The sequence below is a fragment of the Gottfriedia acidiceleris genome, assembly GCF_050457485.1.
Taxonomy (GTDB): Bacteria; Bacillota; Bacilli; order Bacillales; family Bacillaceae_G; genus Gottfriedia; species Gottfriedia acidiceleris_D.
Genome location: NZ_JBCMJM010000003.1, coordinates 134,747 through 161,625, shown reverse-complemented (window position 1 = coordinate 161,625; position 26,879 = coordinate 134,747). Strand labels below are relative to the sequence as shown.

25 protein-coding genes and 1 other annotated feature are annotated in these 26,879 nt (G+C 34.3%); of the genes, 23 read left to right on the top strand and 2 right to left on the bottom strand.

Annotated features, from left to right (window positions below; all coding sequences use genetic code 11):
- Nucleotides 1–142 precede the first annotated feature (142 nt).
- The 16 genes from ABEY15_RS03490 (at nt 143) to ABEY15_RS03415 (ending at nt 18,088) form a co-directional block, all read left to right on the top strand.
- Nucleotides 143–1,135, top strand: coding sequence for a sugar-binding protein (locus ABEY15_RS03490; RefSeq protein ID WP_429888472.1), 993 nt, complete (start codon nt 143–145; stop codon nt 1,133–1,135).
- Nucleotides 1,125–2,546 carry a sensor histidine kinase gene (locus tag ABEY15_RS03485; protein ID WP_429888470.1) on the top strand — a complete coding sequence of 474 codons (1,422 nt, stop codon included), beginning with the start codon at nt 1,125–1,127 and terminating at the stop codon, nt 2,544–2,546. The genes ABEY15_RS03490 and ABEY15_RS03485 overlap by 11 nt, the downstream gene beginning before the upstream one ends.
- Before the next feature lie 17 nt (nt 2,547–2,563).
- On the top strand, nt 2,564–4,105 hold the full coding sequence (locus ABEY15_RS03480) for a response regulator (protein ID WP_429888468.1): 1,542 nt from the start codon (nt 2,564–2,566) through the stop codon (nt 4,103–4,105).
- Between the two features lie 365 nt (nt 4,106–4,470).
- Nucleotides 4,471–5,619 (top strand): sugar ABC transporter substrate-binding protein, encoded by a 1,149-nt coding sequence (locus tag ABEY15_RS03475; RefSeq protein WP_429888466.1) that lies wholly within the window; start codon nt 4,471–4,473, stop codon nt 5,617–5,619.
- Nucleotides 5,620–5,727: 108 nt separating this feature from the next.
- Nucleotides 5,728–7,242 carry an ATP-binding cassette domain-containing protein gene (locus ABEY15_RS03470; RefSeq protein WP_429888464.1) on the top strand — a complete coding sequence of 505 codons (1,515 nt, stop codon included), beginning with the start codon at nt 5,728–5,730 and terminating at the stop codon, nt 7,240–7,242.
- 15 nt (nt 7,243–7,257) lie between these two features.
- Nucleotides 7,258–8,430, top strand: coding sequence for a sugar ABC transporter permease (locus tag ABEY15_RS03465; protein ID WP_429888463.1), 1,173 nt, complete (start codon nt 7,258–7,260; stop codon nt 8,428–8,430).
- Between the two features lie 201 nt (nt 8,431–8,631).
- Nucleotides 8,632–8,907, top strand: coding sequence for a hypothetical protein (locus tag ABEY15_RS03460; RefSeq protein ID WP_098231969.1), 276 nt, complete (start codon nt 8,632–8,634; stop codon nt 8,905–8,907).
- A 180-nt stretch (nt 8,908–9,087) separates the two neighbouring features.
- Entirely contained in the window at nt 9,088–9,321 is a 234-nt protein-coding gene (locus ABEY15_RS03455; RefSeq protein ID WP_429888462.1) for a hypothetical protein, read from the top strand.
- Between the two features lie 127 nt (nt 9,322–9,448).
- Nucleotides 9,449–10,198: a class I SAM-dependent methyltransferase gene (locus tag ABEY15_RS03450; protein ID WP_429888461.1), complete on the top strand. Its 750-nt coding sequence runs from the start codon at nt 9,449–9,451 to the stop codon at nt 10,196–10,198.
- Between the two features lie 208 nt (nt 10,199–10,406).
- Entirely contained in the window at nt 10,407–10,976 is a 570-nt protein-coding gene (locus ABEY15_RS03445; protein ID WP_429888460.1) for a histidine phosphatase family protein, read from the top strand.
- Nucleotides 10,977–11,161: 185 nt separating this feature from the next.
- Entirely contained in the window at nt 11,162–11,686 is a 525-nt protein-coding gene (locus ABEY15_RS03440) for a DinB family protein (protein WP_429888458.1), read from the top strand.
- A gap of 188 nt (nt 11,687–11,874) precedes the next feature.
- A complete protein-coding gene (locus tag ABEY15_RS03435) occupies nt 11,875–12,069 on the top strand; it encodes a DUF3916 domain-containing protein (RefSeq protein ID WP_429888830.1) in 195 nt (64 codons plus the stop codon).
- A gap of 248 nt (nt 12,070–12,317) precedes the next feature.
- Nucleotides 12,318–12,577 (top strand) — a binding site (T-box leader).
- 69 nt (nt 12,578–12,646) lie between these two features.
- Nucleotides 12,647–13,630, top strand: coding sequence for an aspartate--ammonia ligase (asnA, locus tag ABEY15_RS03430; RefSeq protein ID WP_429888457.1), 984 nt, complete (start codon nt 12,647–12,649; stop codon nt 13,628–13,630).
- Between the two features lie 461 nt (nt 13,631–14,091).
- Nucleotides 14,092–15,432: an erythromycin esterase family protein gene (locus ABEY15_RS03425; RefSeq protein ID WP_429888456.1), complete on the top strand. Its 1,341-nt coding sequence runs from the start codon at nt 14,092–14,094 to the stop codon at nt 15,430–15,432.
- A 194-nt stretch (nt 15,433–15,626) separates the two neighbouring features.
- Nucleotides 15,627–16,205, top strand: a complete 579-nt coding sequence (locus ABEY15_RS03420; RefSeq protein WP_429888454.1) for a sensor domain-containing protein — start codon at nt 15,627–15,629, stop codon at nt 16,203–16,205.
- 95 nt (nt 16,206–16,300) lie between these two features.
- Nucleotides 16,301–18,088: a response regulator gene (locus ABEY15_RS03415; RefSeq protein ID WP_429888453.1), complete on the top strand. Its 1,788-nt coding sequence runs from the start codon at nt 16,301–16,303 to the stop codon at nt 18,086–18,088.
- Nucleotides 18,089–18,220: 132 nt separating this feature from the next.
- Here the strand turns inward: ABEY15_RS03415 and ABEY15_RS03410 are convergent, their stop codons facing one another.
- Complete coding sequence (locus ABEY15_RS03410) at nt 18,221–18,409, bottom strand: hypothetical protein (RefSeq protein ID WP_429888828.1); 189 nt, start codon at nt 18,407–18,409, stop codon at nt 18,221–18,223.
- 475 nt (nt 18,410–18,884) lie between these two features.
- Here ABEY15_RS03410 and ABEY15_RS03405 point away from each other — a divergent pair, with 475 nt between their 5' ends.
- The 6 genes from ABEY15_RS03405 to ABEY15_RS03380 all read left to right on the top strand — a co-directional run bounded on the left by ABEY15_RS03405 (nt 18,885) and on the right by ABEY15_RS03380 (nt 25,164).
- Nucleotides 18,885–20,213: a cytochrome P450 gene (locus ABEY15_RS03405; protein WP_429888452.1), complete on the top strand. Its 1,329-nt coding sequence runs from the start codon at nt 18,885–18,887 to the stop codon at nt 20,211–20,213.
- Between the two features lie 102 nt (nt 20,214–20,315).
- The gene (locus tag ABEY15_RS03400) at nt 20,316–21,665 is read left to right on the top strand and encodes an FAD-binding oxidoreductase (RefSeq protein ID WP_429888450.1); all 1,350 of its coding nucleotides are present in this window, start codon (nt 20,316–20,318) and stop codon (nt 21,663–21,665) included.
- Nucleotides 21,666–22,128: 463 nt separating this feature from the next.
- Nucleotides 22,129–22,803, top strand: coding sequence for a ribose-5-phosphate isomerase RpiA (gene rpiA / locus ABEY15_RS03395; protein ID WP_429888449.1), 675 nt, complete (start codon nt 22,129–22,131; stop codon nt 22,801–22,803).
- Between the two features lie 113 nt (nt 22,804–22,916).
- Nucleotides 22,917–23,771 carry a carbon-nitrogen hydrolase family protein gene (locus ABEY15_RS03390; protein WP_429888447.1) on the top strand — a complete coding sequence of 285 codons (855 nt, stop codon included), beginning with the start codon at nt 22,917–22,919 and terminating at the stop codon, nt 23,769–23,771.
- A gap of 34 nt (nt 23,772–23,805) precedes the next feature.
- Nucleotides 23,806–24,477, top strand: a complete 672-nt coding sequence (locus tag ABEY15_RS03385; protein ID WP_429888445.1) for a GNAT family N-acetyltransferase — start codon at nt 23,806–23,808, stop codon at nt 24,475–24,477.
- A 15-nt stretch (nt 24,478–24,492) separates the two neighbouring features.
- Nucleotides 24,493–25,164 (top strand): GNAT family N-acetyltransferase, encoded by a 672-nt coding sequence (locus tag ABEY15_RS03380; protein ID WP_429888444.1) that lies wholly within the window; start codon nt 24,493–24,495, stop codon nt 25,162–25,164.
- 112 nt (nt 25,165–25,276) lie between these two features.
- On the opposite strand, the gene ABEY15_RS03375 is transcribed toward ABEY15_RS03380, so the two are convergent.
- The gene (locus ABEY15_RS03375; RefSeq protein ID WP_429888443.1) at nt 25,277–26,008 is read right to left on the bottom strand and encodes a hypothetical protein; all 732 of its coding nucleotides are present in this window, start codon (nt 26,006–26,008) and stop codon (nt 25,277–25,279) included.
- 368 nt (nt 26,009–26,376) lie between these two features.
- On the opposite strand from ABEY15_RS03375, the gene ABEY15_RS03370 reads away from it, so the two are divergent.
- The gene (locus ABEY15_RS03370; protein ID WP_069035332.1) at nt 26,377–26,673 is read left to right on the top strand and encodes a hypothetical protein; all 297 of its coding nucleotides are present in this window, start codon (nt 26,377–26,379) and stop codon (nt 26,671–26,673) included.
- Nucleotides 26,674–26,879: the final 206 nt, after the last annotated feature.

The following is a 26,879-nucleotide window of genomic DNA, read 5'->3' as shown; positions in this document are numbered from 1 at the left end:
GTAGCTTAAAGACAGATTTCGTGAAGATTTTTTTATGAAACCATTCGTTCATTTAAATTAAAGGGAAAAAATTGTAAAGTCTAATAGTCTTGTAAACTGTATAATCAAAATGTACTATTTTAATATAGGACTGGAGGACGTTATGGAAGAGAAAAAATGGTCGATTATTTTAAGCGTACTTTTTTTATTGTTTGTTTATGTACTTATTCATTTTGAAATAAATGCTAGAAATATTGAAAATTCAGTTCAAAAATTACAGGGTCGAGAAGTAGAACCGAAGAAAAAACTCCATTTTGTCCTAATTTCGCAGGAGTTTGATAATCCTTATTGGAGGAAAGTACAAGAAGGGGCAGATGTTGCTGCAGAAAAGTATGGAGTAAATGTTGAATATATCGGTCCTTTACGTACAAGTCCAGAAGAACAAATTAAGTTATTAGAAAAGGCAATTGCTTCTCAGGTGGATGGTATTATCGTACAAAGTCTGGATGAGAATACTTTTTCGCCCGTAATTAATAAAGCGGTTACACAACATATTCCTGTTATTACAATTGATACAGATGCGCCAAAAAGCAAGCGTATTGCTTATGTTGGTACAAATAATTTTAGCGCGGGAGAGCAGTTAGGAAAAGTTGTTGTAGAGGAAACGAATGGTATTGGGAAAATTGGCGTTATTATAGGGAGTGAAAAATCAGAAAGTCAGCAGGCGAGATTAAATGGCTTTTTAAGTATTGTTAAAAAGCATCCGAAACTAGTAGTAAAGGATATCGAGTCCTCTAATATATCGATTATTCAAGCGAAGCTTCAAACTGAAAGTATGCTTCGTAATAATAAAGACATTTCAGTTATGGTTGGTACGAGTGCTTTAGACGCGATTGGCATTTTGAATGCATCAAAAAATTTAAAGCTAAATCAAGTTGAGATATTTGGATTTGATAACATTGAAGGTACACTCCAAGCAGTTCAAGATGATGCGATTAAAGCAACTGTTATTCAGAAGCCATATGAAATGGGCTTTCAATCTGTAGGATTATTAATCGACTGGTTACATGGAAAAGGCATTAATAAAGAAAATTTTACACCAACCGAGGTGGTGACGAAAGAAACGTTGATCAGGAGGAGAAACGTTGAAAATTAGGACAAAGTTATTTATTTTTATCCCTATTCTAGTTATTTTATTAAATCTAGTTTCATTTTTTGTTTTTGAAAATGGTAAGAAAGTTCAAGAGAGTTATAATTTAATGATTAATAAAATATTTTTATATAAACAAATCTCTTCTGAAACTCAGGAGAATTTAAGCTTGGTGAGTAGTTATATTATTAATCCACAGCCAAAAAACTATCGATCGATTTTGCAGCATAAAAGCAATTTAAAAAGATTAAAAAAGGAATTATTAACACATAATGCTACTAAAAATAATCAGCTTGTGTTAGAAAACTTTACCCATATGATCGATTCTTTTCTACAGTTAGAATCGTCAATTACGGATAATTTAGTCTCGCAAAATTTTTCAAGTTATACAGATCAATACCGCGATATAGAGAAAATATCAGGGTTTATTAGAGAGGATAGTCAAAACTTAGTTGATTTAGAGCTTAGTAATTATCAGCCTATTTTTCGAAAGATTATTGCAAATACTCAGTCAATGAATCAATTAGGTGTCCAGTTGTTCGTTATAACGACTATCATTAGTATTGTTTTTGCAATATGGTTGTCTAGAAGTATTGTCATTCCAATCAATCGATTAGTTTATATGGCTAAACAAATTGGTAAAGGTAATTTCAATGTGGATCCCCCTACACTGTATCGAAATAATGAAATCGGTATTCTTGGTAAAATCCTCGATGAAATGTCCAAAAATTTAAGCAATTTAATGATGAAAAATATCGAAATTGTAGAAAAGGACCGACTTGTAAAGGAGCTTGAGTTAAAAGCTTTACAAAGTCAGATAAATCCGCATTTCCTGTTCAATACGTTAAATGTTATATCTAAGTTAGCTTATATTGAAGGGGCTGAGCAAACGAGTGATCTAACTGTATCAACCTCGAATTTGCTACGTTATAATTTACGAAAATTAGACGAGCCTGTAACTCTTTTGGATGAAGTTAGAAATGCTGAGGAATATTTTTCGATTCAAAAGGCGAGGTTTAGAGATCGTGTAAGCTTCGAATTAAATATAGAGGAGTCTTGTTTAGGAAATAAAGTTCCTTGTTTAACATTGCAACCACTTCTTGAAAACGCATTTATACACGGTATCGAGGGGATGGAGCAAGGAGCAGTAATAGGAATTACAATCAAAAATCATGAAAAATATATTTACATTGAAATTTATGATAATGGTGCTGGTATGAAAGAAGAGACTAGAGAGGCTCTTTTAACATCGTCTATGCCGATCATCTCTCAAAAAAGCTCAACTGGATTAGGAACAACAAATGTGTTTAAACGCTGGCGCCTCTTTTACGGAGAAGAAGATATTGTTGATATTAAGAGTGAAATAAATAAAGGGACAACCATTATTTTAAAGCTGCCTGTCTCATCAAAATTTTAAAATTGAAGGAGGTACCTATGTATCGTTTATTAATTGTTGATGATGAACCATTAGAGCGCGAGGGACTTGAACTGATGATTAACCGTTCGATGCCTAATCAATTTCAATTTGAACAGGCTGAAAATGGACGAGTTGCGATTGAAAAATCAATAGAATACCAGCCTCATATTATTTTTATGGATATAAAAATGCCTGGTATTCAAGGGCTTGAAGCTGTTTCTGTTATAAAGCAAAAACTACCTGATACAAAAATATTCATTGTCACTGCATATGACTATTTTACGTATGCACAAGAAGCTATTTCATTAGGTGTTAAAGATTATATTTTAAAGCCTGCTAAACGAGATCATATCATCTCCTTACTTCAAAAGATGATCGATGAAATAGAAGATGATCATAAGAAAAGATTACAAGAATTAGAGGCTATTGAAAATTTATCGATTATACGTCCTCTCACTGAAAATGAATATACGTTAATGTTAATGTTTAATACTGTTCAAGAACTAAATGTGTCTCAACTGTCTAGTATTCTCGGTTTTGAAATCGAGTTAGGTTATGCGAACGTCATTAAATTGCCTAAAGAAATTAGTCAAAATGACAAGGAGCAGAGGAGAATTTATGAATGTGTAAGGCATTTTATGAAATCTTCGAGGAATTGTTTAATTAGCCCCATTGTAGATGGCCAATTAGCGATATTTATTCCAGTACAGCCAAACCGAGAAGCTGATCTTCAATCGCTTGTACTCTATCAAGATGCTTTAAAGACCATTGAATACATAGAAAATCAAACTGGTTATCAAACAGTGATTGGTATTGGGTCTTTAAAGCAAGGAATTGAAGGGTTACGACAATCTTATAATGAGGCATTTCATGCAAGTTTAGAATGTGATGAGTTAACACGTGTTAATCTGCATTCAGTAAATCTTTCTTTAAGTATACCGGACGAGGAAAAACAAGTTTTAATTGATACTTTTAGAAAAGCTGATTTGGAAGAAGTTATGAATCAATTTAATACTTTGTATGAAAGATTTGTTAATTATAATGTTAAGCAAGTTAGAAGGGAATTAAATTCACTATTTAATCAAGTTTTCCAATCTCTTCGTAGTTCATCGATTGAAGTTGAGAAATTTCATATTCCAGACATTAACGAAATCAGTGAATTGAAAATGTTTGTGGAGCAACAAATTATTCATTTAGTTACAAAGATCGATCGAGAAAAAGAAATCAAAACGAATCATCTGATGATATTGGCCAGGGAATATATCGCTCATCACTTCATAGAGGATCTCTCACTTGAGCAAGTGGCCAACTATTTAAAATTGAATCCAGTCTACTTTAGTAAACTATTTAAAAAGCAAACAGGTGAGACTTTCAGTGATTATTTAATGAATTTGAGAATCAATAAAGCAAAACAATTAATGGAAAAAAGAGAATTGAATTTAAAAGAAATTTGTTACCAAGTTGGCTATAATGATCCAAATTATTTTAGCCGAGTATTTAAAAAATGTACGAATGAATCTCCTAAGGAATATCGAAAAAAGGTATTAATGAATATTTAAAGAGAATTTAAATACTTGAATTTGAACTGATAAACGATTACTTACTTTATTTGAATAATTATTGTTACAAGAGTCTAACGACATACTTATTAATCGTATTTACGAATTGCATTTTAATTTGTACATACTTTTATTGAGTTTTAAGTTTGACTCTTTTTTTTGTTTGAAACGAAATTAACTGCACTAATATGTCCCAAAGTTAAGATAATGCTAGTTTTAATATTCTGAATGTAAACGTTTTCCGATGTGAGGTAAATTAGTGCAGATAATAGACAAAAGAGTGAAGGAAATGGGTAAGCGTTTCCAATAAAAATCGTGATAACCTTATTTATGAAAGCGTAACCAGAAAAAAAGGGGGAAACACTTTGAAAAAGTTATCAAAGATTTTTGCAATAATTTCAGTATTTTTAGTAATGACTCTAGTTGCAGCTGGATGTGGATCTTCAGCAACATCAAGTGATAGCACTTCTGCTGGTAAGAAAAGTAAGGATGGTAAAGTTGATATTGGTATCGTTTTACCTACGAAAGATGAGCCACGTTGGACTCAAGATGAAACTCGCTTTAAAAATGCTTTAAAAGATACAGATTATTCAGTTGAAATTTTATTCTCACAAGGTGACTCTGCTAAAGAAAAAGCAAACGTGGATTCTTTAATTGCAAAAGGCATCAAAGTTTTAATTATTTGTCCTCAAGACGGTGCTGCTGCTGCTGCTTCAGCTGAAGCTGCAAAAGCTGCTGGTGTTAAAGTAATTTCTTACGATCGTTTAATTACAGGTACTGACGCAGTTGATTACTATGTATCATTTGATAGCGTTGCTGTAGGTGCTGCACAAGCACAATATCTTGTAGACCATGCTTCAGGTAAAGCAGGTCAACCTTTATACCTATACGCAGGTGCTGCATCTGATAACAATGCATTCTTATTCTTCCAAGGTGCTTGGAAAGTACTTCAACCTAAAATTGCAGACGGAACATTCAAAGTTGAGAATTCAGCTGCTGCAAATAGCTTAAAAGCTAAGGCTGATTTAACTCGTGATGAGCAAGCAAAAATTATTGGTCAAGTTACAACGAACTGGGATTTCAACGTAGCTAAAAACTTAACTTCATCTAACTTAACAAAAGCTTCAAAAGCTGACAAAGGTGATGTATTAGTTCTTGCTCCAAATGATGGAACAGCTCGTTCAATCGCTGATACATTTAAATCAGATAAAGACGTATCTTCATATGTAATTTCTGGTCAAGATGCTGAAAAAGCTTCTGTACAATACATTATCGATGGCAAACAATCTATGACTGTTTTCAAAGATGTTCGTACTTTAGTTAAAGATGCAATCGCTACTGCAACTTCAATCTTAAAAAATGAATCACCTGATGCTTCAGGCGTTACAAACAACGGTAAAGCTGATATCAAAACAAAACAAACAGATATTATTGTTGTTGATCAAAGCACAGTGAAGAAAGACTTAGTTGATTCTGGATACTATAGTGCTTCAGACTTCACTGGATTGAAGTAATTAATAAAAGAAAAAACTTGCAAAATAGTGATGGTCTAACCGTCACTATTTTGTTAATTATTCAATTTCAATGACTCAAGTAGATGGCAAATTCGGGAGACGGATCATATGAGTGAATTTATTTTAGAGATGAGAAATATCTCAAAAGAGTTTCCAGGTGTAAAAGCATTAAGTGATGTTAACTTCAAAGTTAGAAAAGGGGAAATACATTGCTTAGTTGGTGAAAATGGTGCTGGAAAATCGACCTTAATGAAAGTTTTAAGTGGTATTTATCCATTTGGAACCTATACAGGTGATATTGTTTTTGGAGATGAAGTTCAAAAGTTTTCAAAAATTAGTGATAGTGAAAAAAAGGGGATTGGAATTATCTATCAGGAATTATCGCTTTTTCCTGAACTGTCCGTATATGAAAATATTTTTATCGGACATGAAATTAAAAAGGGTATGACTGTTGATTTCAATGAAACGATTGTAAAAGCAATCGAAATGTTAAAAAAGGTAAAGTTGGATGTAAATCCGGAAGTGCAAATTAAAGAATTAGGTGTAGGTAAACAGCAGCTTGTTGAAATTGCTAAAGCACTTAGTAAAGATGTTAAATTGTTAATTCTTGATGAGCCTACAGCTGCTTTAAATGAAGATGATAGTGAAAATCTACTTTTCTTAATGGAAGAATTAAAGAACCAAGGCATTTCTTGTATTATGATTTCGCACAAACTTAAAGAAGTAATTGCTGTTGCAGATACGGTTACTGTACTTCGTGACGGGAAAACAATTTGCTCTTTAAATAAAGAAGAAATCACCGAAAACACAATTATCAAACATATGGTTGGGCGTGAAATTGATGATATTTATCCGAAGCGTCCAAATCAAAAGTTTGGTGAAGTTTCATTAGAGTTAAAAGACTGGGATGTGTACGATCCAAAATTAGGTCGTAAAATTCTTCATAATATCAATTTAAATGTTCGAAAAGGCGAAATTATCGGTGTTGCTGGATTAATGGGATCAGGTCGAACAGAACTAGCAAAAAGTATTTTTGGTAATCCAACAAATTTCAAACTTGATGGTTCCGTTTTAGTACAAGGTGAGCAAAAACGTTTTAAACATCCGAAAGATGCAATAAAAGCTGGTATAGCATATGTAACAGAGGACCGTAAAGGCGACGGACTGATCCTTGAACAAGATATTAAAAATAATATTTCGATTACGAACTTATTTGAAATTTCCAAGTCAAGCGTGATTAATCAACATGAAGAAATTGTTGTTGCAAATGATTACTTAAACAAGTTAAACATAAAAGCTCCTTCAATTACTTCAATTGTTGGGAAATTGAGTGGGGGTAATCAGCAAAAAGTATCGTTGAGTAAATGGTTATTTACGAATCCGAATGTACTTATTCTTGATGAACCTACTCGTGGAATAGACGTAGGTGCAAAATTTGAAATCTATAGTTTTATGAATCTACTGGTTGAACAAGGCATGAGTATTATCATGATTTCCTCTGAACTTCCAGAAGTCCTTGGTATGAGTGATCGAATTTATGTAATGGCAGAAGGCAAAATAACCGGGGAATTATCAAGAGAAGAAGCAACTCAAGAGAGCGTTATGGCTCTAGCTACCGTTTAAGAGAGGTTGAATAAAATGAACTTTTTTCAAGAAGCAGGCATGTTATTAAGGAAAAACATCCGTGAATATGGAATGTATATAGCTCTTGCAGTAATAATGTTAGTATTTACTTTAAATACAGATGGATTATTTATGTCATCTCGTAACTTAAGTGATTTAATCAATATGACAGGTTATGTTGCAGTCCTTGCAGTTGGGATGACATTAGTAATTGTCATTAGACATATTGACCTATCAGTTGGTTTCGTTGCTGGTTTTCTAGGAGCAGTAGTTGCTCTATTTCTAACACACGGTTTGCCAGTCTGGATTTCTATCATTGCAGTTCTAGTATTTGGCGCTATTATTGGTCTAATTAATGGATTCTTTGTTGCTAATTTAGGAATCCCTTCATTCGTAGTTTCATTAGCAGGAATGTTAATATTCAAGGGATTACTACTAATGTCTCTTGTTAAAACTGGTACAATCATTGTTGCTAACGAAAGCTTTAAAGCGATTGGAAATGGCTATATTCCTAGTTTAGGAAATTTGAATGGTTTACACATATCAACACTATTAATTGGTGCGATCTCTATCATTCTTTTTATCTGGAGTGATTTTAAAAAGAGAAGCGTAAACATAAAATACGGTTTTGAAGTTCTTTCAATGCCAATGCAAGTTATTAAATTATTATTTATTTCTGGTATCATTGGTTACATTTGCTATATACTTGCAGGCTATCAAGGAATTTCTTGGACTGCTGTGATCATGCTTATTGTTGTAGCAGTTTATCATTTCATTACAACGAGAACTCCTTTAGGGCGTCACATCTATGCAGTTGGTGGAAACCCTGAAGCAGCTCAGTTAAGTGGAATTAGCGTAAAGAAAATCACTTACATTGTATTCGGTTCAATGAGTATGCTTGCAGCCCTTTCAGGCGTATTGTTTACAGCTCGTCTTGCATCTGCTTCTCCCCAAGCAGGTACAATGTTTGAGTTAGATGCAATTGCTGCAGCTTATGTAGGTGGTGTTTCTGCTGCTGGTGGTGTTGGTAAAGTAACAGGTACAATTATCGGTGCATTCGTAATGGCTTCATTAACAAGTGGGATGAACTTAATGGGTATAGATATTTCATACCAATACATCATCCGAGGAGCAGTACTTGTTCTTGCAGTTGTATTTGACGTAATGACACGTAATAAAGGGAAATAATATTTAAAAACAGAAACAGTCGATTGTGGTGGCTTGTTTCTGTTTTTTTATTTTTTATGATTTGAATTTGTTTAAGCGAATTGGAGTTTTTCTTATGCGATTAAAAGGCAGAATAGTGGAACAAAGAAAACGGAAATGGAAATATATGTTAAAATATTAAGTGGTTAATAAAAAATAATAATTATTAAAAGAGGTGAAACTATGAAAAATTTCAGTACAATTTCACTAATATTATTAATCATTGGATTGGTTTTGTTTGGAATAATTTATGTGGTTCCAGGCTTCAACGAACTTATTGCATTAATTGGTTTTTTACTGTTATTATTTGGGGCAATATGTAGCTTTATAGCAATTTCCAAAAGAGAAAGAGGGAACACTAAATTTTTTGCAGTATCATCGTTTTTTATCATATTTTTATTAATTACTTGGTTTGAACCTTTTCTTATCCTACGCATGCTAACTTGGATTAAAAATTAAAAAAACGTAATAACTGCTTATGTAAATAACGCGGTGCAATTGTAGTCCAACAGGATCGACTTTATGGTCGATTTTTTTGTTTGACTAAATGGCAGGTTAGTTGAATAAGAAATTATGGTATTTTATGGTAAGATTAGAGAAGTTTTAGTAAAAAAATTTTTTCAAAAAGGGGGTTATACAATGGGAAAACGGAAATTATCGATTACAGTATTTTTATTAAGCCTTTTTTCATTACTTATTTCTCTTAAGTTATTTTTGAATTTAGGTATTTTTGTTGATGAGTCCGGTTTAAGCCCTAATATTGTTAATGGCGGTGTCTTATGGCTTACAATGGATTGGTTAAGATTATTATTACTGTTATTGCTGTGTGTAGTATCTGGTATTAATATTTTTAGTGCTAAACAAAAAAAGTGAAATAAAGAAAATACAAATTGTGAAGAATTACACTTAAACTAACGCTCAGCATTAGTTAAAGATCGTAAAGGATTTAGGTGTTAATATGAGTTCAAAATACAATAAATTCAAAAGGAGACTGCTCAATATGGATAGAAATAAATTCTCAGAGATTGCTCATAGGAATCACACCTTTTACAACCCTGTGAGTGTAGAGAAAATTAATAGAATATTGCAATATGCATCTATTCAGTCCGGTAATAAAATCATCGATATTGGAGCAGGTACGTGTGAACTGCTGATTCGTATGGTTGAGTACTACGGAGTATTGGCGACGGCTATAGAGCTATACGAAGGGGCAATTGACGAAGCAAAAAGGCGTGCAGCAGATAGAATTCCATTGGATAGCATTCAATTTATAAAAGGGGATGCAAAAATAGAGATACTTCAGCTTGCGGACCATACTTTCGATATGGGGATTTGCATTGGTTCAACTCATGCTCTAGGTGGATTGGTTGAAACGCTGGATACGCTGAGGAAATGTGTGAAAAAGGGTGGTTATATACTTATAGGAGAAGGCTACTGGAAACAGCAGCCGAGTGAGGAATATTTGAAGGCGATCGGGGCGGAAGAATCCGAATTGCGTAGCCACTTCGAGAATGTGAAAGAAGGCGAACAACTAGGGCTAATCCCTCTCTGGTCTTATACTACAAATGAAGATGAATGGGATGAATACGAGTGGCTTTATGCAATGTCCATTGAGAATTATTGCTACGAACATCCTGATGATCCAGACCACGATGCGATGTTACAAAGAATCAGGATGTGGAGAAGTACATATCTGAAGTGGGGGAGAGACACACTCGGTTTTTCTCTATATTTGTTTAGAAATGTATAAAAAAGTGAGAGTCAATTAAATAAAGTATTGTAATTGATAATTCAACTAACGCATGCTTTAGTTGAACAACGTGATCGACGATTTTGTCGGTCATTTTTTATTGAACAAAATGGCAGTTTAGTTGAATAAGAAGTTTCAAAAAATAACGGTAAAATTCCAAAATATGGTAAAATTTATCAGTACAGTAATTAACTTTTAGGAGTGTTCTATGGAAATTTCATTGATAAGACATGGTAAATCTCTGTGGACTGAAGATAAACCAATAACATGTAGAGAGTTTAAAAATTGGATACAAAAATATGATGATAATGGGGTCTTTGAAGAAGAGACTTATCCATTAGAAACTCTCAAAATAGTAGCGAATACCAAAGTAATTATTACAAGTGATTTGATAAGAACGATTAAATCAGCAGAGTTTTTAAATCCTGATATTACTTCTAAATCAAATCCTTTGTTTCGTGAAACAGAATTACCTACACCTATGTCAAATTTGCTTGGATTGAGGTTAAAACCGAGAATTTGGGCTGTGATACTTAGAGGTCTGTGGTTTGGTGGTTATTCAAGTAACTGTGAGTCTTTGAATGAAGCGAAAGTTAGAGCTGCAAAAGCATCAAATTTATTAAAAAAATATGCCCAAGAACATACTGATATTGTATTGGTCGGACATGGATTTTTTAATCTGTTGATTGCTAAAGAACTTAAAAAGACTGGTTGGAAAGCAAATAAAAAAACAAGTTCGAAACATTGGCATATAAACACATTTTCAGTCGATGATTAAAAGATTATACATTTACTTCTTATTCAACTAACGCATGCGTTAGTTGCATATGAAATTCAAAATATATGTATCAAAAAAGTTTTTAATTTGCAAATATTTTGCGGTAATGAAATTAAATATCAAAAATAAAGGAAATATCTTCTTGACAGTCGAATATTTGCCTAGAACCATAATTAACTATTCCAATGAGGAGGATTCTTGTGCGTCCACGACCATTATCTATTGAAAATCCAGAGCATTATAGGTATGTAAGTCTTGTGCCAGATGGAGATATTATAGAAATACTTAGTAAGCAAAGAACTAATACCATTACCCTCTTAAGCAGCTTATCAGAGGAGTCAGCAAGGAAGGCGTACGCACCAGGGAAATGGACTTTAAAAGAAGTGGTTGGGCATATGACCGACTCGGAACGTGTGATGTCGTATCGAATGCTTGCCATTGCACGAAATGAAAGTGCACCACTCCCAGCAATGGATCAGGATCAATACGTTTCTGCGGCAAACTTCAACAAATTATCCTGGGAGCAGCTACTAGCTGGTTTAGACACGGTACGCTCCAACACGGTAAGCCTTATTTCAACCATTGATGATGCAGCGTGGGATCGAAATGGAACTGTAATGAACAGTCCAGTTTCGATAGGTACCATTGCATATGGCATTGCCGGGCACGAGTTACACCATATGAAAGTGATTAGTGATAAATACTTATAAGTCTTTTTATATTAATGAAAAAACCTAATTTCTCATTTAGGGTGCGTTAGATGAAGAAGCAGCAAAAAAAGGATCTTCCTGGAAGGTCCTTTTTTTATTGCCGATGACGGTATTTGTAAACTAGATTTACATACAATACTTAAGCGAAATTGAAGTGGTTCTTGTTCAGGTGATAATCATTTTAATAGATTGATAAGGATGATGAATTTCAAAAGTGGGTTCCATTATTTAACAGAAATTTAGAGTCTGAATGGGATCTCAATGTTCCTAATAACATGAAAATCATTGGATATAAAGAAATTATCTCTGATTATGTAGAAGATACCGAGGAAATTGCAGTTACTCATGAAGGAGAGCTTTGGTTTATTGGAGAATTAGAATAAAATTATAACCATTCATATTGAACATATGCAGTGCGTTAGTTGATCTTTAGCCATCCATGAAACAAGAGTTCGCAACAATGAATGAAACCTACCATTACAGGCTGAAAAAACAAAAAAGAGAACAGTTTAAGTACATATCATTATCATGTTTATTTGTTTAGAATAAAATAAAAATTGAAAAAAATGTTGACTTTCTCATTTTTATCTATAAAATAATCATTAATAAAATGTTTCAGAGATGTGACAACAAAACGACTGTGAAAGGACGAGTAGTAGTAGGACGTAGACAAAGCGAGTCAGGGGTGGTGTGAGCCTGATACGAAGCCTGTTATGAAGAACCTCCTGGAGTCGCTAACCGAAATCCTTTTGAGGAAAGTAGACTTAGCCGTGAACTTCGCCGTTAAAGAAGAACAGTATCGAGATCTCTCTAATCTCCGTACTGAATAAGTGAGCAACCTCTGTTGCTAATTTGGGTGGTACCGCGGAACCAAAGCCTTTCGTCCCAGTTTTTTGGGAAAGAAGGGCTTTTTTTGTTGGCTTCTTTTACTACATCCAAACATTTTAGGAGGAAATAGGCATGTATCAATCATTAATGACAGTAAGAGAGACACAAATCGCAATTAAGGAAGTTAAAACATTTTTTGAGGATCAATTAGCAAAACGTCTTGGATTGTTCCGCGTATCTGCACCATTATTCGTAACGAAAAAATCGGGTTTAAATGATCACTTAAACGGTGTAGAACGCCCAATTGAATTTGATATGCTACATTCAGGAGAAGAGTTAGAAATTGTTCACTCACTGGCAAAATGGAAACGATTTGCACTGCATGAATATGGTTATGAAGCTGGTGAAGGCTTATATACAAACATGAACGCGATTCGCCGTGATGAGGAACTTGATGCAACTCATTCAATTTATGTTGACCAATGGGATTGGGAAAAAATTATTCAAAAAGAATGGCGTAAAATAGATTATTTACAAGAAACCGTACAAACAATTTATGGAATCTTCAAAGATTTAGAAAATTATTTATTTGAAAAATATCCGTATCTTGGGAAGTATTTACCAGAAAATATCGTATTTATCACAGCCCAAGAATTAGAAGATAAATACCCAGAATTAACACCGAAAGATCGTGAGCATGCGATTGCAAAAGAGCACGGTGCAGTTTTTATTATTGGAATTGGCGATGTACTTCGTTCTGGTGAAAAACATGATGGACGTGCAGCTGACTATGACGATTGGAAATTAAACGGAGACATCTTATTCTGGCATCCAGTATTGCAATCCTCATTTGAATTATCATCAATGGGTATCCGTGTTGATAGTAAATCACTTGATGATCAGTTAACGAAGACAGGTGAAGATTTCAAACGCGATTATGATTTCCATAAAGGTATTCTAGAAGAAGTGCTTCCACTAACAATTGGTGGTGGTATTGGGCAATCAAGAATGTGCATGTTCTTCTTACGTAAAGCGCATATTGGTGAAGTTCAATCTTCTGTATGGCCTGATGAAATGCGAGAAGCATGTAAGAAGGAAAACATTCATTTGTTTTAAGAAAAATATGACCTTTAAATAAAAGCATGAGTCTATAAGAATGCAATATACAAAACCAGAGGTCAAACAATCAGAATACGCCATAAGGTTATGAATGATTGATGAACTTAAGCAAATCGAAAACAAAAATAAACCATGCATTAGTTGTACAAAAAAAATCGAATGTAAATTCGATTTTTTTTTTTTCTCTGAATGGCAGTAACAGTTTAGTCGAATATTGAAAAGGTTAATTGGAAGTTAAAGTAGAGTTAGCTTAGAGTTAATATTGTAAAAATTACAGATAAAACCGAAAGTACGAAAGTGTAATGATCAGCATATGACCTGTGTCAATTAATCTTATGACAATATGTAACTAGAAAATGTGATATTGAATAAATAACAATTGAATTCAGGGCAATTGATTGATCCGTGTAAGTACATGAATCAATCTTGCTTTTGAATAATTCAATTGGGGTGAGAAAATGAATAAGAAAAAAATGTATTGTGCAATGGTTAGTACAGCTATATTAGTCGCAGGATTTGGTGGAGAAGGAAAAGCTCAAACGGTAGCAGTCGAAGATTCAGTTCAACCAATCCAAAATAATATCGTTAATTCAATAGAATCACAGGCAAAGCGATTAAAAACGATAGAACCATCAAAACCATTTGACGATTTAAAACCACTTAAGAACATGATTGGGAGCGCACAATATGTAGGATTAGGAGAGAATACTCATGGAAGCTCTGAAATTTTCACCATGAAGTTTCGTCTTGTGAAATACTTGGTTACTGAGATGGGTTTTACGAATTTCGGAATGGAAGAAGATTGGGGAAACGGCTTAAAGCTAAATGAATATATCCAAACAGGAAAAGGGAATCCTAGAGAATTCTTGAAATTGTTATATCCTACTGATGAAATTATAGCCATGATTGAGTGGATGAAAGATTATAATGCTGATCCATCCAATAAAAAGAAGATCCAATTTATCGGACTTGACTTAAAAACAATGGACCAAAGTGTCTTTCATAAAGTAACTGATTATGTAAAGCAGCATCGACCAGATATACGGGCAGAAGTGGAAGAAAACTATAAAGAGCTTTCTTCTTACACTAGAAGTATACAGGAATATATGCAGCTTACTCCTGAAATGAAAGAAAAATTCAAGGCAAATGCTGAGAAAGTAGTCCAATTGCTAAATGATGAAAATGAACAAGCAAACACAGGGAGAGTTTCATCCGAGTTTATCTGGGTGAAAGAGACGGCGAATGCAATAGAGAAATTTACCACAATGCTGCTTCCTAATGATTATCCAAGTATAGTGAAGCTGCATGATCAATATTTGGCTGATCATGCAATGTGGGCACAAGAGACATTTGGCGGTAAAACTATAGTATGGGCACACAATATCCACATAGCCAAAGGTATTATCGATGAAAAATTATACCCTAATGTTGCGGGACAGTTTTTGAAAGAACGTTTAGACAATAATTATGTCTCAATTGGTAGTACAACTACTGAGGGGAAATTTACCTTATACAGCGAATATAATCCTTCCACTGGAGGTAAGATTGCAACGGATACGATACCACAAGATGTGAATAGTTTCAATTATATTCTTGGAAAAGTCCCATATAATATGTTTTTGTTAGATAACCGTCACCTTAATGGTCAAGCAAAGAAATGGGTTAGAGAAAAGAAGCCATTACTGAGTATAGGGGGACAGATCCTCCCAAACAGTTCGTTATATTATGATACTTCACTACTTGAGCAGTTCGATATAATTTTTCATATCCGAAAAACAAGTCCATCTCATATTAATTAAGAGTACAACAATCCCTTCTTGCAGAGCCAAGAACGGGATTGTTTTGTGTGGAAATCCTCTTTTTTTAAACAGGAGTAGGCTACTTCGCCCTTTTTAGCATTATGTAAAAATGTCATATGACATTTTTACACTAGTGAGTTTGACAAAGAAAGCAGTATGATGCTGGTATTAAACAGAGAGGAGTGATGAAACTTATGAGATTAAGATTCATCCAGAATGGTTATTTTTTATTACTAACTTTCGTTACAGGACTGTTTTATTTTTGTTTTTACCTGGTAGCTCTGCTATTGAGTTTCACCCTTTCATTTACTGTAGTCGGGATTCCACTAATTATACGCGTACTTCAGACTACCACATCCTTTATCCAATACGAGCGTATACAAACGAAAATTTACACTGATATTTCGACAGACTCTTACAATAGAAGTGTAACAACGGATACATCGGACTGGGCTCAAGTGAAATTAGGGATTACGAATCGTCGCACCTGGTCTGCTGTCTTTTGGTTAATGCAGAAATTTGTGATTGGAATTTTCAGTCTCATAAGTGCAGTCATTTTATATGTAATGCCACTTATGTTTCTATTAGCACCACTACTGTATCGATACATCGACATGAACATTTTTTTCATGCAGATAGATACTTTTGCCAAGTCACTCCTTGTAATGTCTATGGGTATAGTGTCTACCGCTATAAGTATTAAATTAGTAGATGGTTTGGCAAAAAAAATTGGAGGTTATACACGCAGCATGATTCGGCAGCTAAATCGATAGAAGTTTGCAGTCTAAACTTAAAAGTATAAAAATGCGATAAAGATTATTCTATAATATAGGAAATAAGAAGGAAGGCTACTTAGGGGGTAAATGACTTGTTGAATATGGTTAAGTATTGGTTTTGGTATGATTGGATTATGTTAGGAATCCGTCTACTTGTTAGTATGTCTATCATCCTAGCTACATTAAATTTTCAGGATGGTTTAACATTACCACTTTGGATTATTATTCCTTGGGAGGTTGTTGCCTTCTCTATTCCATGGGTAGCCTTACTGTTCAATTACAAATATTACTTGTTCACAGAAATATTGCTATATGGCGGTCTATGTATCTATTTAACTTCTTTATTTCCAGAAGCTTACAACACATTTCTTATATCGGTGTTTCTTATCGCAGCAAATAGTAAGCATTTGTCCTATTATTGGACAGCTCCAACAACAATTTTTATAATAACTGGAATTTTCTATGCGGTTGCGCCAAGTAATAGCTATTGGATTATGGTCACCTACTACGGATTCGCTTATGTAATGGGGTTCGCTTTTCATTTATTAATCGTCAATCATAAGCAAAATGAAGCGATATGTAAACAAAATGCGGTACTTGAGCAATATATGTCTCAGATCGAACGCATTACACTTGCAGAGGAACGAAGCAGGCTGTCTAGTGAGCTTCATGATACAGTTGGCCACGCTTATACATCTATTATATTGGGGATGGAGACGTTACGTACCGAGCTTGTTACCGAAAAGGGTATACAGAGATTAGATTCTCTGCTTGAAATGGGACGTAAAAGCATTGAGGACGTGAGAGGTTACCTACATCAAATGGATTCTCCGTGTCAATCGCTTTCCTTAATGCAATCTCTACAAAATCTTGGAGCTGAATTTCAAGAGTACGCTCGGGTGAATGTTAGCTTTCGAGCATTCGGAGAGGAATACGAACTTTCTAGGCAAGCGAGAATAGCTTTCATCCGTTGCTTACAAGAGTCCCTTACAAATGCAGTACGTCATGGTCAGGGGAATGAAATTATAGTTTCATTGCAGTTTGAACAACAATTTACTAGGTTGGAAGTGCAAGATAATGGTAAGGGAAATGTAGAATGGCAGGAAGGTTTTGGTATTAAAGCGATGAAAGAGCGGGCAATGAATTTGCAAGGTCAATTGTCTGTATATACAAAACCAGATGAAGGAATGCTTGTTACATGTACTATACCGCGACAAACTGAAATAAAAGATGGACTCATTCGTTTATTAATTGTCGACGATCAACCGTTTGTTCGGGAAAGTTTGAGTACACTACTAGAAAGATATGAAGATTTAAATGTAGTCGGTTTGGCTGAAGATGGCAATCAAGCCATCGATATGTGCGGGCGCCTTCAACCCGATATTGTACTAATGGATTTAGATATGCATCATATGGATGGAGTCGAAGCAACCAAAAGGATTAAGCAAAAATGGCCACATATCCGCGTATTGATTTTTACAACGTTTCAGGATACGGAACAGGCGTTGGATTCCCTTCGTAACGGTGCGGATGGTTTTTTACTTAAATCTATTGAAACGTTGGAGTTAGCTAATGCGATCCGACTTATACACAGAGGTGGGACCCTGATAGATCAGGGAATGTCTCACAAAATATTTGAGAAGTTTGATGCGCAAAATGAGACACCACAATCAAAAGCAACTGCTTATGAGCTAACAGCTAGAGAGATAGAAATATTGCAGCTAGTAGCAAAGGGACTACGATACAATACGATAGCTTCAAGGTTATATTTGTCAAATGGTACGGTCAGAAACTATGCTTCCACGGCTTACACAAAGTTAGGAGTGCGTAACAAGGAAGAAGCTGTTCAGATGGCTCAAGAAATAGGAATTATTGAATGAGAAAAATGTTTGTTGTTTCTATAGAGCTAAGCGGAAGACGACTTAAGACAAAATTAAGAGGATTGAGCCCTGTACAATACAGGATTCAATCCTCGCTAACAACTTTATAAACTTTTTGAGTTCACTTCATTTTTATTTAAAGACAACAATTTTCCCAACTGAACCGTCAGCACTTTGACCCACTACACGAACTTTCAATCCGTATTTAGGAACATTTCGGCCAACATCTGGATCTTGAGGGTTGCTATAATCTTGAGAATCATCGAAAAGGGCATTACTTTGCGTAAAGTTATCTTTCATATAGAAAGATGAATCACCAATAGTAACATTACATTTACTAAACCTGAATCAGAGCCGTTGTGAGAACTCCATTCCTCCTCATTTTTTGTTTCGACATTTCCCTAAAAAAACTGAGCCTTTCCTCATTATCCTGTCGAAAAATAAGACAATTTTATTATATAACGAACCAGAATATTTTGAATGTTTATATTATTAACAAACAATTAAAAGCTTCGACAAACTGTGATAAGAATTAGGCATGTGGACTAGAAATAAGAGAAACACTATGGCGAGAATCACGAGATTGAATGATAAAAAGGTCATGCTATTTCTTTTATGGTTTCAGAATGGTTCGGACACAGATGTCTTTTTTAAGTTCTAAAAAATAACTCTTAAAATACAAGTCTGCTAAATTTAAGTACGCGTATATCAAAATATAAAAAGCATTAGCCCTCTCTTCTTCTTAATATAATAAGAGTATCCTGTGATTAAAATTTCCTGAAATGGAGTGATTTTTGTGCTTGAAGTAAAAGGACTGGCTTCTTATTCACCATTAGGGCATTTGAATGAGTTTCGGAAAGATCCAATATCTTTTTTAAGTGAACTTTATAGAAATCATGATACGATTGTCTCATTTCGATTTGCTCATCGTAAAATGAACTTGCTATTGGAGCCCGATTTAATAAAAGAGGTATTAGTAACTAAGCAGCATTCTTTCCATAAATCAAAGCCATTTCAAGAGATGAAAACCTTGCTTGGTGAGGGATTGTTAACGAGTGAAGATGAAGTACATATGAGGCAGAGGCGTTTGATTCAGCCATCATTTACAAAGCAGCATATACAATCCTATGCAGAGGATATGACATTGCTCACGGAAGAGTTTATTAGTTCATGGATGGATGGTGAAGAGCGTCTCATTAGTAGAGATATGATGGAGCTTACATTAGCGATTATTGCTAAAACTATGTTTAGTATGGATCTGAATCAAGGACATGATCGTGTTGGGAAACACTTTGACATTATTATGGATATTGCAACTAAGCGAATTCGATCTGTTTTAAAAGCTCCACTTAAACTGAATACACCAAAAAATAAATCTTTAACAGAGGCTATTAAGGCAATCGATAAGGTGTTATATGAAATTATTGAAAAAAGAAATAGCTCAGAAACAAAAGAAGATTTATTAGGACTACTAATGCAAGCAAGGGATGAAGAGTCTAATGAAGGTATGACGAATCAACAATTAAGGGATGAAGCAATGACAATTTTCCTGGCAGGCCATGAAACGACTGCAAATGCATTATCTTGGTCCTTATATCTTTTATCTCAGCATCCCGACAAAGCTAAATTATTATATGAAGAAGTAGATCGTGTTCTAGGTAAAAGACGAGCAGATTATCATTCTATGAAAGATTTAATCTATACTCAGCAAATTATTTGGGAAAGTATACGTCTATATCCTCCTGCATGGCTAATTAGTAGAAAAGCAATAGAAGATGTCAGCATTGGTGACTACAGAATTCAAAAAGGTGAGACAGTCATGATGAGTTCTTATATCATGCAACGTTCTGAAAGGTATTTCTCACATGCAGAAGAATTTCTTCCAGAGCGTTTTAAGAATGGAAGGGTAGAAGGGGTTCCTGAATATGCGTATTTTCCTTTTGGTGGTGGGCCACGTGTTTGTATCGGAAATCATTTCGCAATTATGGAGGCTACTTTAGTATTAGCAACAATCGTTCAGCATTATACGATTGAACTAGCTCCTAATCATCATAAAGTGGAGACAGAACCGCTTATCACACTTCGGCCGAAAGATGGATTGCGTATGATTGTAAAAAAGAGATAATGAGCGGATTTAGTGTACACACTTAGGCAAGTGTCTTTTCTAGGAGTTTTTTCATAGAATATAGCATTCTCTTTACAGTATGTTTGAAAGGGGGTATATTTTTTGGAAAAGACAAAACTTACTGGACGGATTGTTACACTAGGTGATGCGGAATATGAACAGGCTAGAACAAATAATACTCTAAACAATCCAAAATTCCCTAAAATAATTGTATTTTGTCAAAAGAAGCGAGATGTATTAAATGCTTTGAATTGGGTAAAGGAAAATAATATGCCATTTAGAGTAAGAAGTGGCAGGCATAACTATGAAAACTTTTCACTCGTAGATGGTGGTCTTGTTATTGATGTTAGCGAAATGAATACAGTTATTGTAGATTGCAAAAACATGAATGCAAAAATACAAGCCGGGGCTGATTTAGGGAAAGTATATAATATACTATGGGAAAATGGTACGACAATCCCAGCAGGTACTGAAAGTAGTGTTGGCCTCGTTGGTCTTACACTTGGCGGGGGTATCGGGATGCTGTCGCGCTTGTATGGTCTTACATGTGATAATCTACTTGAAGTAGAAATAGTTGTATCGAATGTGCATGGGAAATCCAAACTGATTAAAGCAAATATGAAAAAGAATAGTGATCTTTTTTGGGCTTGCTGTGGAGGTGGCGGCGGAAATTTTGGCATTGTCACGTCGCTTAAATTTAAAGTACATCCAATTTCAACTGTTTCGATTTTCTCGATTATTTGGGAGTGGGAAGACTTTGAAGCCGCTTTTGATGCTTGGCAAAACTGGGCAATTAACACGGATATCAAGCTAACTTCAGAAATTGAACTAAAATCTAGGGAAGTAAATCAAATTATTGCTCAAGGGGAATTTGTAGAGCCAGTAACAAAATTAAACGAACTGCTACGGCCACTAGTAGAAACTGGTTCACCCATAAAAGTAATGGTAAAGGAAGTACCTTATATAGAAGCTGTTCATTTTTTTGATGATCCAAGTGGTAATGTCCCAGCTTATAAAAAGAGATCAGGGTCTTTTCTAAATAAAACTTTTCCAAAGAGAGCAATCTTAATCATGAAAAGTTTTCTAGAAAATACACCAAATGGAAAATCAAGTATTTGGCACCAATCTCTTGGAGGAGCAGTAAAGCGGATTAGACCAGATGAAACTGCCTACTATTACAGGGATGCCATTATTGCTCAAGAGTATCTTGCTAATTGGAGTAACCCAGAAGAAGAACGAAAAAACAATCAATGGGTCGAAGAGTTAAGGAATGCCTTATCAAGATACACTACTGGTGACTACGTAAATTGGCCTGATCGGTTTATTAGAAATTGGCCAACCGCATATTATGGTGGGAATTTAAATCGCCTTAGAGTTGTGAAACGAGAATATGACCCATTCAATCTATTTAAATTTCCTCAAAGTATTCCGCCTTTTATTAGTTGGTTTTAAAGTGAAAAATTCAAAATACTAGTGAAAAACCGATCGATTGAATTTCCAAATTGGTCGGTTTTTCCATAACAAAGAAGTTACTAACAAAAGGTTCTTATTGCTCCGATTTACTATTTTTATTGCCTCTTGTAAAGACAAAGTAATTACCGAGTATTGAAAATAATAGCAGTACAAAACCAAAAATAACTATTTGTAAGTTTTTATCTAGGTAACCAAAATAACAACACACGATCGTCACAGGTAAAATCATTAAGATGATGCAAAACTTAAGTACAAAATTAGGGACATCCATATATTCTTCACCTTACTTAGTATTTTTTCATTTAGTTTTTCTTAGTTAAAATTCTTTATTCAAACTATTTTTATACAGTACTATTAAATTAATCATCCTATCGAAAAATGAAATTTGGAATAATTACTTATACTAGTTAAGAAATAGAACATAAAAATAGAAGGTGTAAACATGAATGAGAATGATAAGCAAGTTGTAGGAGAAAAGGCAGCAGAATTTGTAAATGATGGTATGGTTGTTGGATTAGGCACGGGATCTACAGTTTTATATACGATAAAAAAGCTTGGGCAATTAGTTCAGGAAGGGCTGAATATAAAGGGTATCCCAACCTCCATACAAACTGAAAAGCTTGCTAAAGAGGTGGGTATCCAACTCGTAAACTTTAGTAAAATTGAACAGATTGATATAGCAATTGATGGTGCCGATGAAATTAATCCAAACTTCGAGCTCATTAAAGGTGGGGGAGGCGCACTATTAAGAGAGAAAATCATTGCGAAAGCAGCTGAAACATTTATAGTAGTTGCTGATCCAACTAAGATGGTTGAGAGATTAGGGAAGTTCCGACTTCCTGTAGAAGTTATTCCATTTGGCATGGAAATGACGATGAAACATATTAAAGCAATTGGTTTAAGCCCTGAACTTCGTTTAAATGGAGCGACTCCGTTTATTACGGATAACGGAAACTATATTTTTGACTGCAGTATACCTAATCATATTCAAACTCAAATAATAGAAAAAGAGCTCAATTTAATTCCAGGAGTGGTAGAAAACGGATTATTTGTTGGAATGACTGATCTAGTTATCACGTTGGATAAAAATAAAAATGTTGCAATATTAAGTAAATAGTGCAAAGTTAAGTTATTTACTAGATGTAATGAAGAGTACATACTTGCCCGTTCCTTCTATTTATTCAATAATAATAGTAATAGAGAAAGAGTTAATGGGAAGAGGGGGATACTATGCAATTAAGAGTTTCAGCCGTTCAATATCATCTTCACACAATAAACTCCTTTGAAGAGTTTGAAAAACAAGTAGAGCATTATATTAAGACAGCAGAGGAATTTGAAGCCGAATTTATCATTTTTCCTGAATTTTTTACAACTCAGCTTATGTCAATTGGTAATGAAAAAGGTAAGGCATTAACGATTCAAGATTTACCTAATTTTACTGAGCAATATCGTTCTTTATTTTTGAAGTTGGCAAAACAATACAATATGCACATTATTGGAGGAACGCATGTTATTAAAAAAGGCGATCGACTATATAATGTTGCACATTTGTTCTATCCAGATGGACGAATTGGTGAGCAGGCAAAGCTACATATTACACCAACAGAGGTAAATGAGTGGAATATGAGTGCAGGTGACGGTCTAGAGGTTTTTGAGACAGATAAAGGTACAATTGCGATGTTGACTTGCTATGACATTGAATTCCCAGAAATCGTTCGAATGGCAAAAGCTAAAGGAGCAGATGTCATTTTCTGTCCATCATGCACAGACGATCGCCATGGGTTCCACCGAGTTCGTTATACATGTCATGCAAGAGCAATTGAAAATCAAGTATATGTTGTAAATACAGGTACGATTGGTTCACTTCCAACTGTTGATTTTATGCGTGCAAATTTCGGTCAAGCAGTTGTAATCACTCCTAATGATATCCCATTTCCTCCAAAAGGAATTATGGTAGAAGGCGAAATGAATCAGGATATGATTGTTACAGCCGATCTTAATTTAGATTTATTATACAAAGTTCGGGAAAAAGGATCCGTTACAACATGGCGCGACAGACGTACAGACCTTTATCCAGATTGGTAAACTAATTCTTAAATAGAAAAGAGAGTTTTAGCACATGTATCGAAAGGAATTTTTTGTTTTCGACCAGGACAAACCAGTCCCAGTGGTAATCCGTAATTATATTGAGAATGACTTTACTGATTTAATCCGTATTCAACAAGAAAGCTTTCCGCCACCATTCCCATCGGAACTATGGTGGAATGAGGAGCAACTTAAAAACCATGTAACTCTTTTTCCAGAGGGAGCGTTATGTATAGAAGTAAATGGTCAAATGGCGGGTTCTATGACAGGTCTACTTGTGCATTTTGATCCTAGCCATCCTGACCATTCATGGGAAGAGGTTACTGATCATGGTTATATTCGTAACCACAACCCAAACGGAAATACACTTTATGTCGTTGATATTTGCGTCAGACCCACCTATCGAAAATTAGGTTTAGGCAAATGGTTAATGTTTTCTATGTATGATGTTGTTGTACATCTTGGTTTGGAAAGATTGCTTGGTGGAGGCAGGATGCCAGGATATCATAAAGAGGCGGATAACTTTTCACCTGATCAATACATAGATGCTGTAATAAAAGGGGAGCTAAAGGATTCAGTTATTAGTTTTCTACTTCGATGTGGTCGTACCCCGATTAAGGTAGTAGCCAATTATTTAGAGGATGATGAATCATGCAATTATGGGACTCTAATGGAATGGAAAAATCCATTTAAACATTCTAATTAAAGGGAGAGAAAGAAAATGGAATATAAAAGAATTACAAATATTAATGACCCATTATTTAAACAAATGCATCAATTAATGCAAGATGTATTTCCTCCAGAAGAAGTATTAGAATTTGATCTTTGGAAAGAGCCTTTGGAGGATCCAGGAATTCGTGTTTTTGTTGCTGTTCATGAAGATAGAGTAGTAGGAGCTACAGAATACCGCTATTATGAAGATTTTAATGTTGCCATGACTGACTTTACAATAATTGGCCAAGCTGGTTTGGGAATCGGCCCATATTTGGCACAAAATAGATTAGTAGATTTACAGACATTAGCAACTGAAAATAATAAAAAGTTATCAGGTATGTTTGCTGAAATTTACGATCCATATCGAGTAGAACACCATGATTTTGGCGGCGTTAAACCAATGAATCCATATGTTCGTAGAGAAGTATTAGCTCACTTAGGTTATAAGCGTCTGGATTTTGAATATATCCATCCATCATGGAACAATGACGGTGAAGCTGTATCAGGTCTAGATCTTTGTTTCCTTCCAATGGATGGGGAGATGAATGATCTTCAATCAGACTTGATCGTAAAGTTTTTAAAACGTTATTATACAGTGTTATCTAATAAACCCGACTATTGGTATTCAATGATCGAAAACTTAGAAGAGAAAGAAAAAGTCGCATTAGTCTACTTTTAAGTGAACAAAAAAAAAGCTTTTCGATAGAGACTTCGAGAAGCTTTTTTTATATTCGATCTAATTAAACTAAAAAAGTTTTCGAACAATCTTTAATTGAGCGTTTACCATATTTTTAGTCTGCTTGTTTTTGTTTTTCCTCTTTTTTATTGCTCACTGTAGTAGTATAGGATTTTGGCTTATCGGATCCATTTATTAGTTTATAAATATAGTCTGTTGTTAGTTTATAGCTGTCTTCAAGTTTTGTCGTTATATAGCTTGCTCGTTCAAAAATAATCGAGCGTAAGTTGTTGAGCTGGTGAGAGATTCTATCCATCATTGCTTCTTGAGTATCAAGGCGATCTAAAACCCCATGTTGAAATTCCTCTTGCTGTAATAATCCATGAGCTACTTCATTTTGTTTTTCAATTAGCTTATCTAGTTGTAATGAGAGAGCTTGATTATCAGATTCACTTTTTTCCAATCGTTTTGCCAATTCTGTATAAGCTTCATTTAAACTCATCATTTGAGTAATTAGCGATTGTTTTTCCAAACTTTCATTTGCGTCTGATGTATTTAACCGCTGGATCATGATTCTTTCAAATTGTTCGCGCTCACGGTTACTACCTATGAGACTATTTATTTGATTTTTAACATGATTCCACTGATTTGTTTGCAATTCTTCTAATTGCTCATATCGTGGCTTTAATTCAGAGATTGATCTTTCCAGGCTCATGTTATTTTTTTGTTGTTCTTCCATTAGCTCAGCTAAGTAATTATGCCGAACAAGCCCTTGATTCGGTGTTTGTATTGTTTCATTATTTTTAAAGACATCAGGGTGTTCATTCTTATTAATAAATAATCCCACTACTATTTCTCCCTTTCTATATTTTTTTACTAATATTTTATGTTCAAGTACAGATGGGGGAACTTGGGTATGTTTAGTTGGGCTATTGTGTAGCTGGAAAACGATGATTGGTTAGGAAAGTTGAAGTGTGTAATGTTCTGTCTTTTCCATATAATAAATTTTAGTAAAAGAGTATTTTTAGTAAATATGAAGTGGGAACTTAGACTCATTTTAGCAATTAATCTCTTATTAAATTAATATGATAAATACAAGGATAAAGAACAGAACAATGGTCTTTAAAAGGTTTAAAAAATATTATCTGAAAATTAAGTGAATTCATATCACCAGCCTATTTTCTTTGAATAGTATGATGTAAGGTGGTGATAACTATGGATTTAGGCTTCGGACTTGCGGATTGGATGCTATATACTATTTGGGCTGTTACTGGATTAATGATTCTTGATTTTGTAATAGCATTTATCCGTTCATTCTGGAAAGGTTCATTCGATACATCTTTTATACTAGGATATTTAAAGGATATTCTATACTTCATTTTTCCACTGAAGTTTTTAATAACAATGTTTGGACTTGATCCTACAGGATGGATTTTAATAACATTTTATTTCATTGCTGGAATCGCAATCGTTATTAAGTATTTGAAAGACATTTTTAGTAAATTTCAATAAATATTGAAGCCCTCATCTAATGGGGGCTTTTTAGTTTGAAAATCAAATTTTTGGGGCCTTTTAAACAAGCTAAAAGCTTATGGCAAAGAGGTTTTTTTATTTTATTTAAATACACAAATTTATTTAGTTTTTGCATACATATATTTCTAGGCACCAATGGGCTAATTTTATCATAGAATATTCAAAAAATTCCCTAGAAGGAAGTA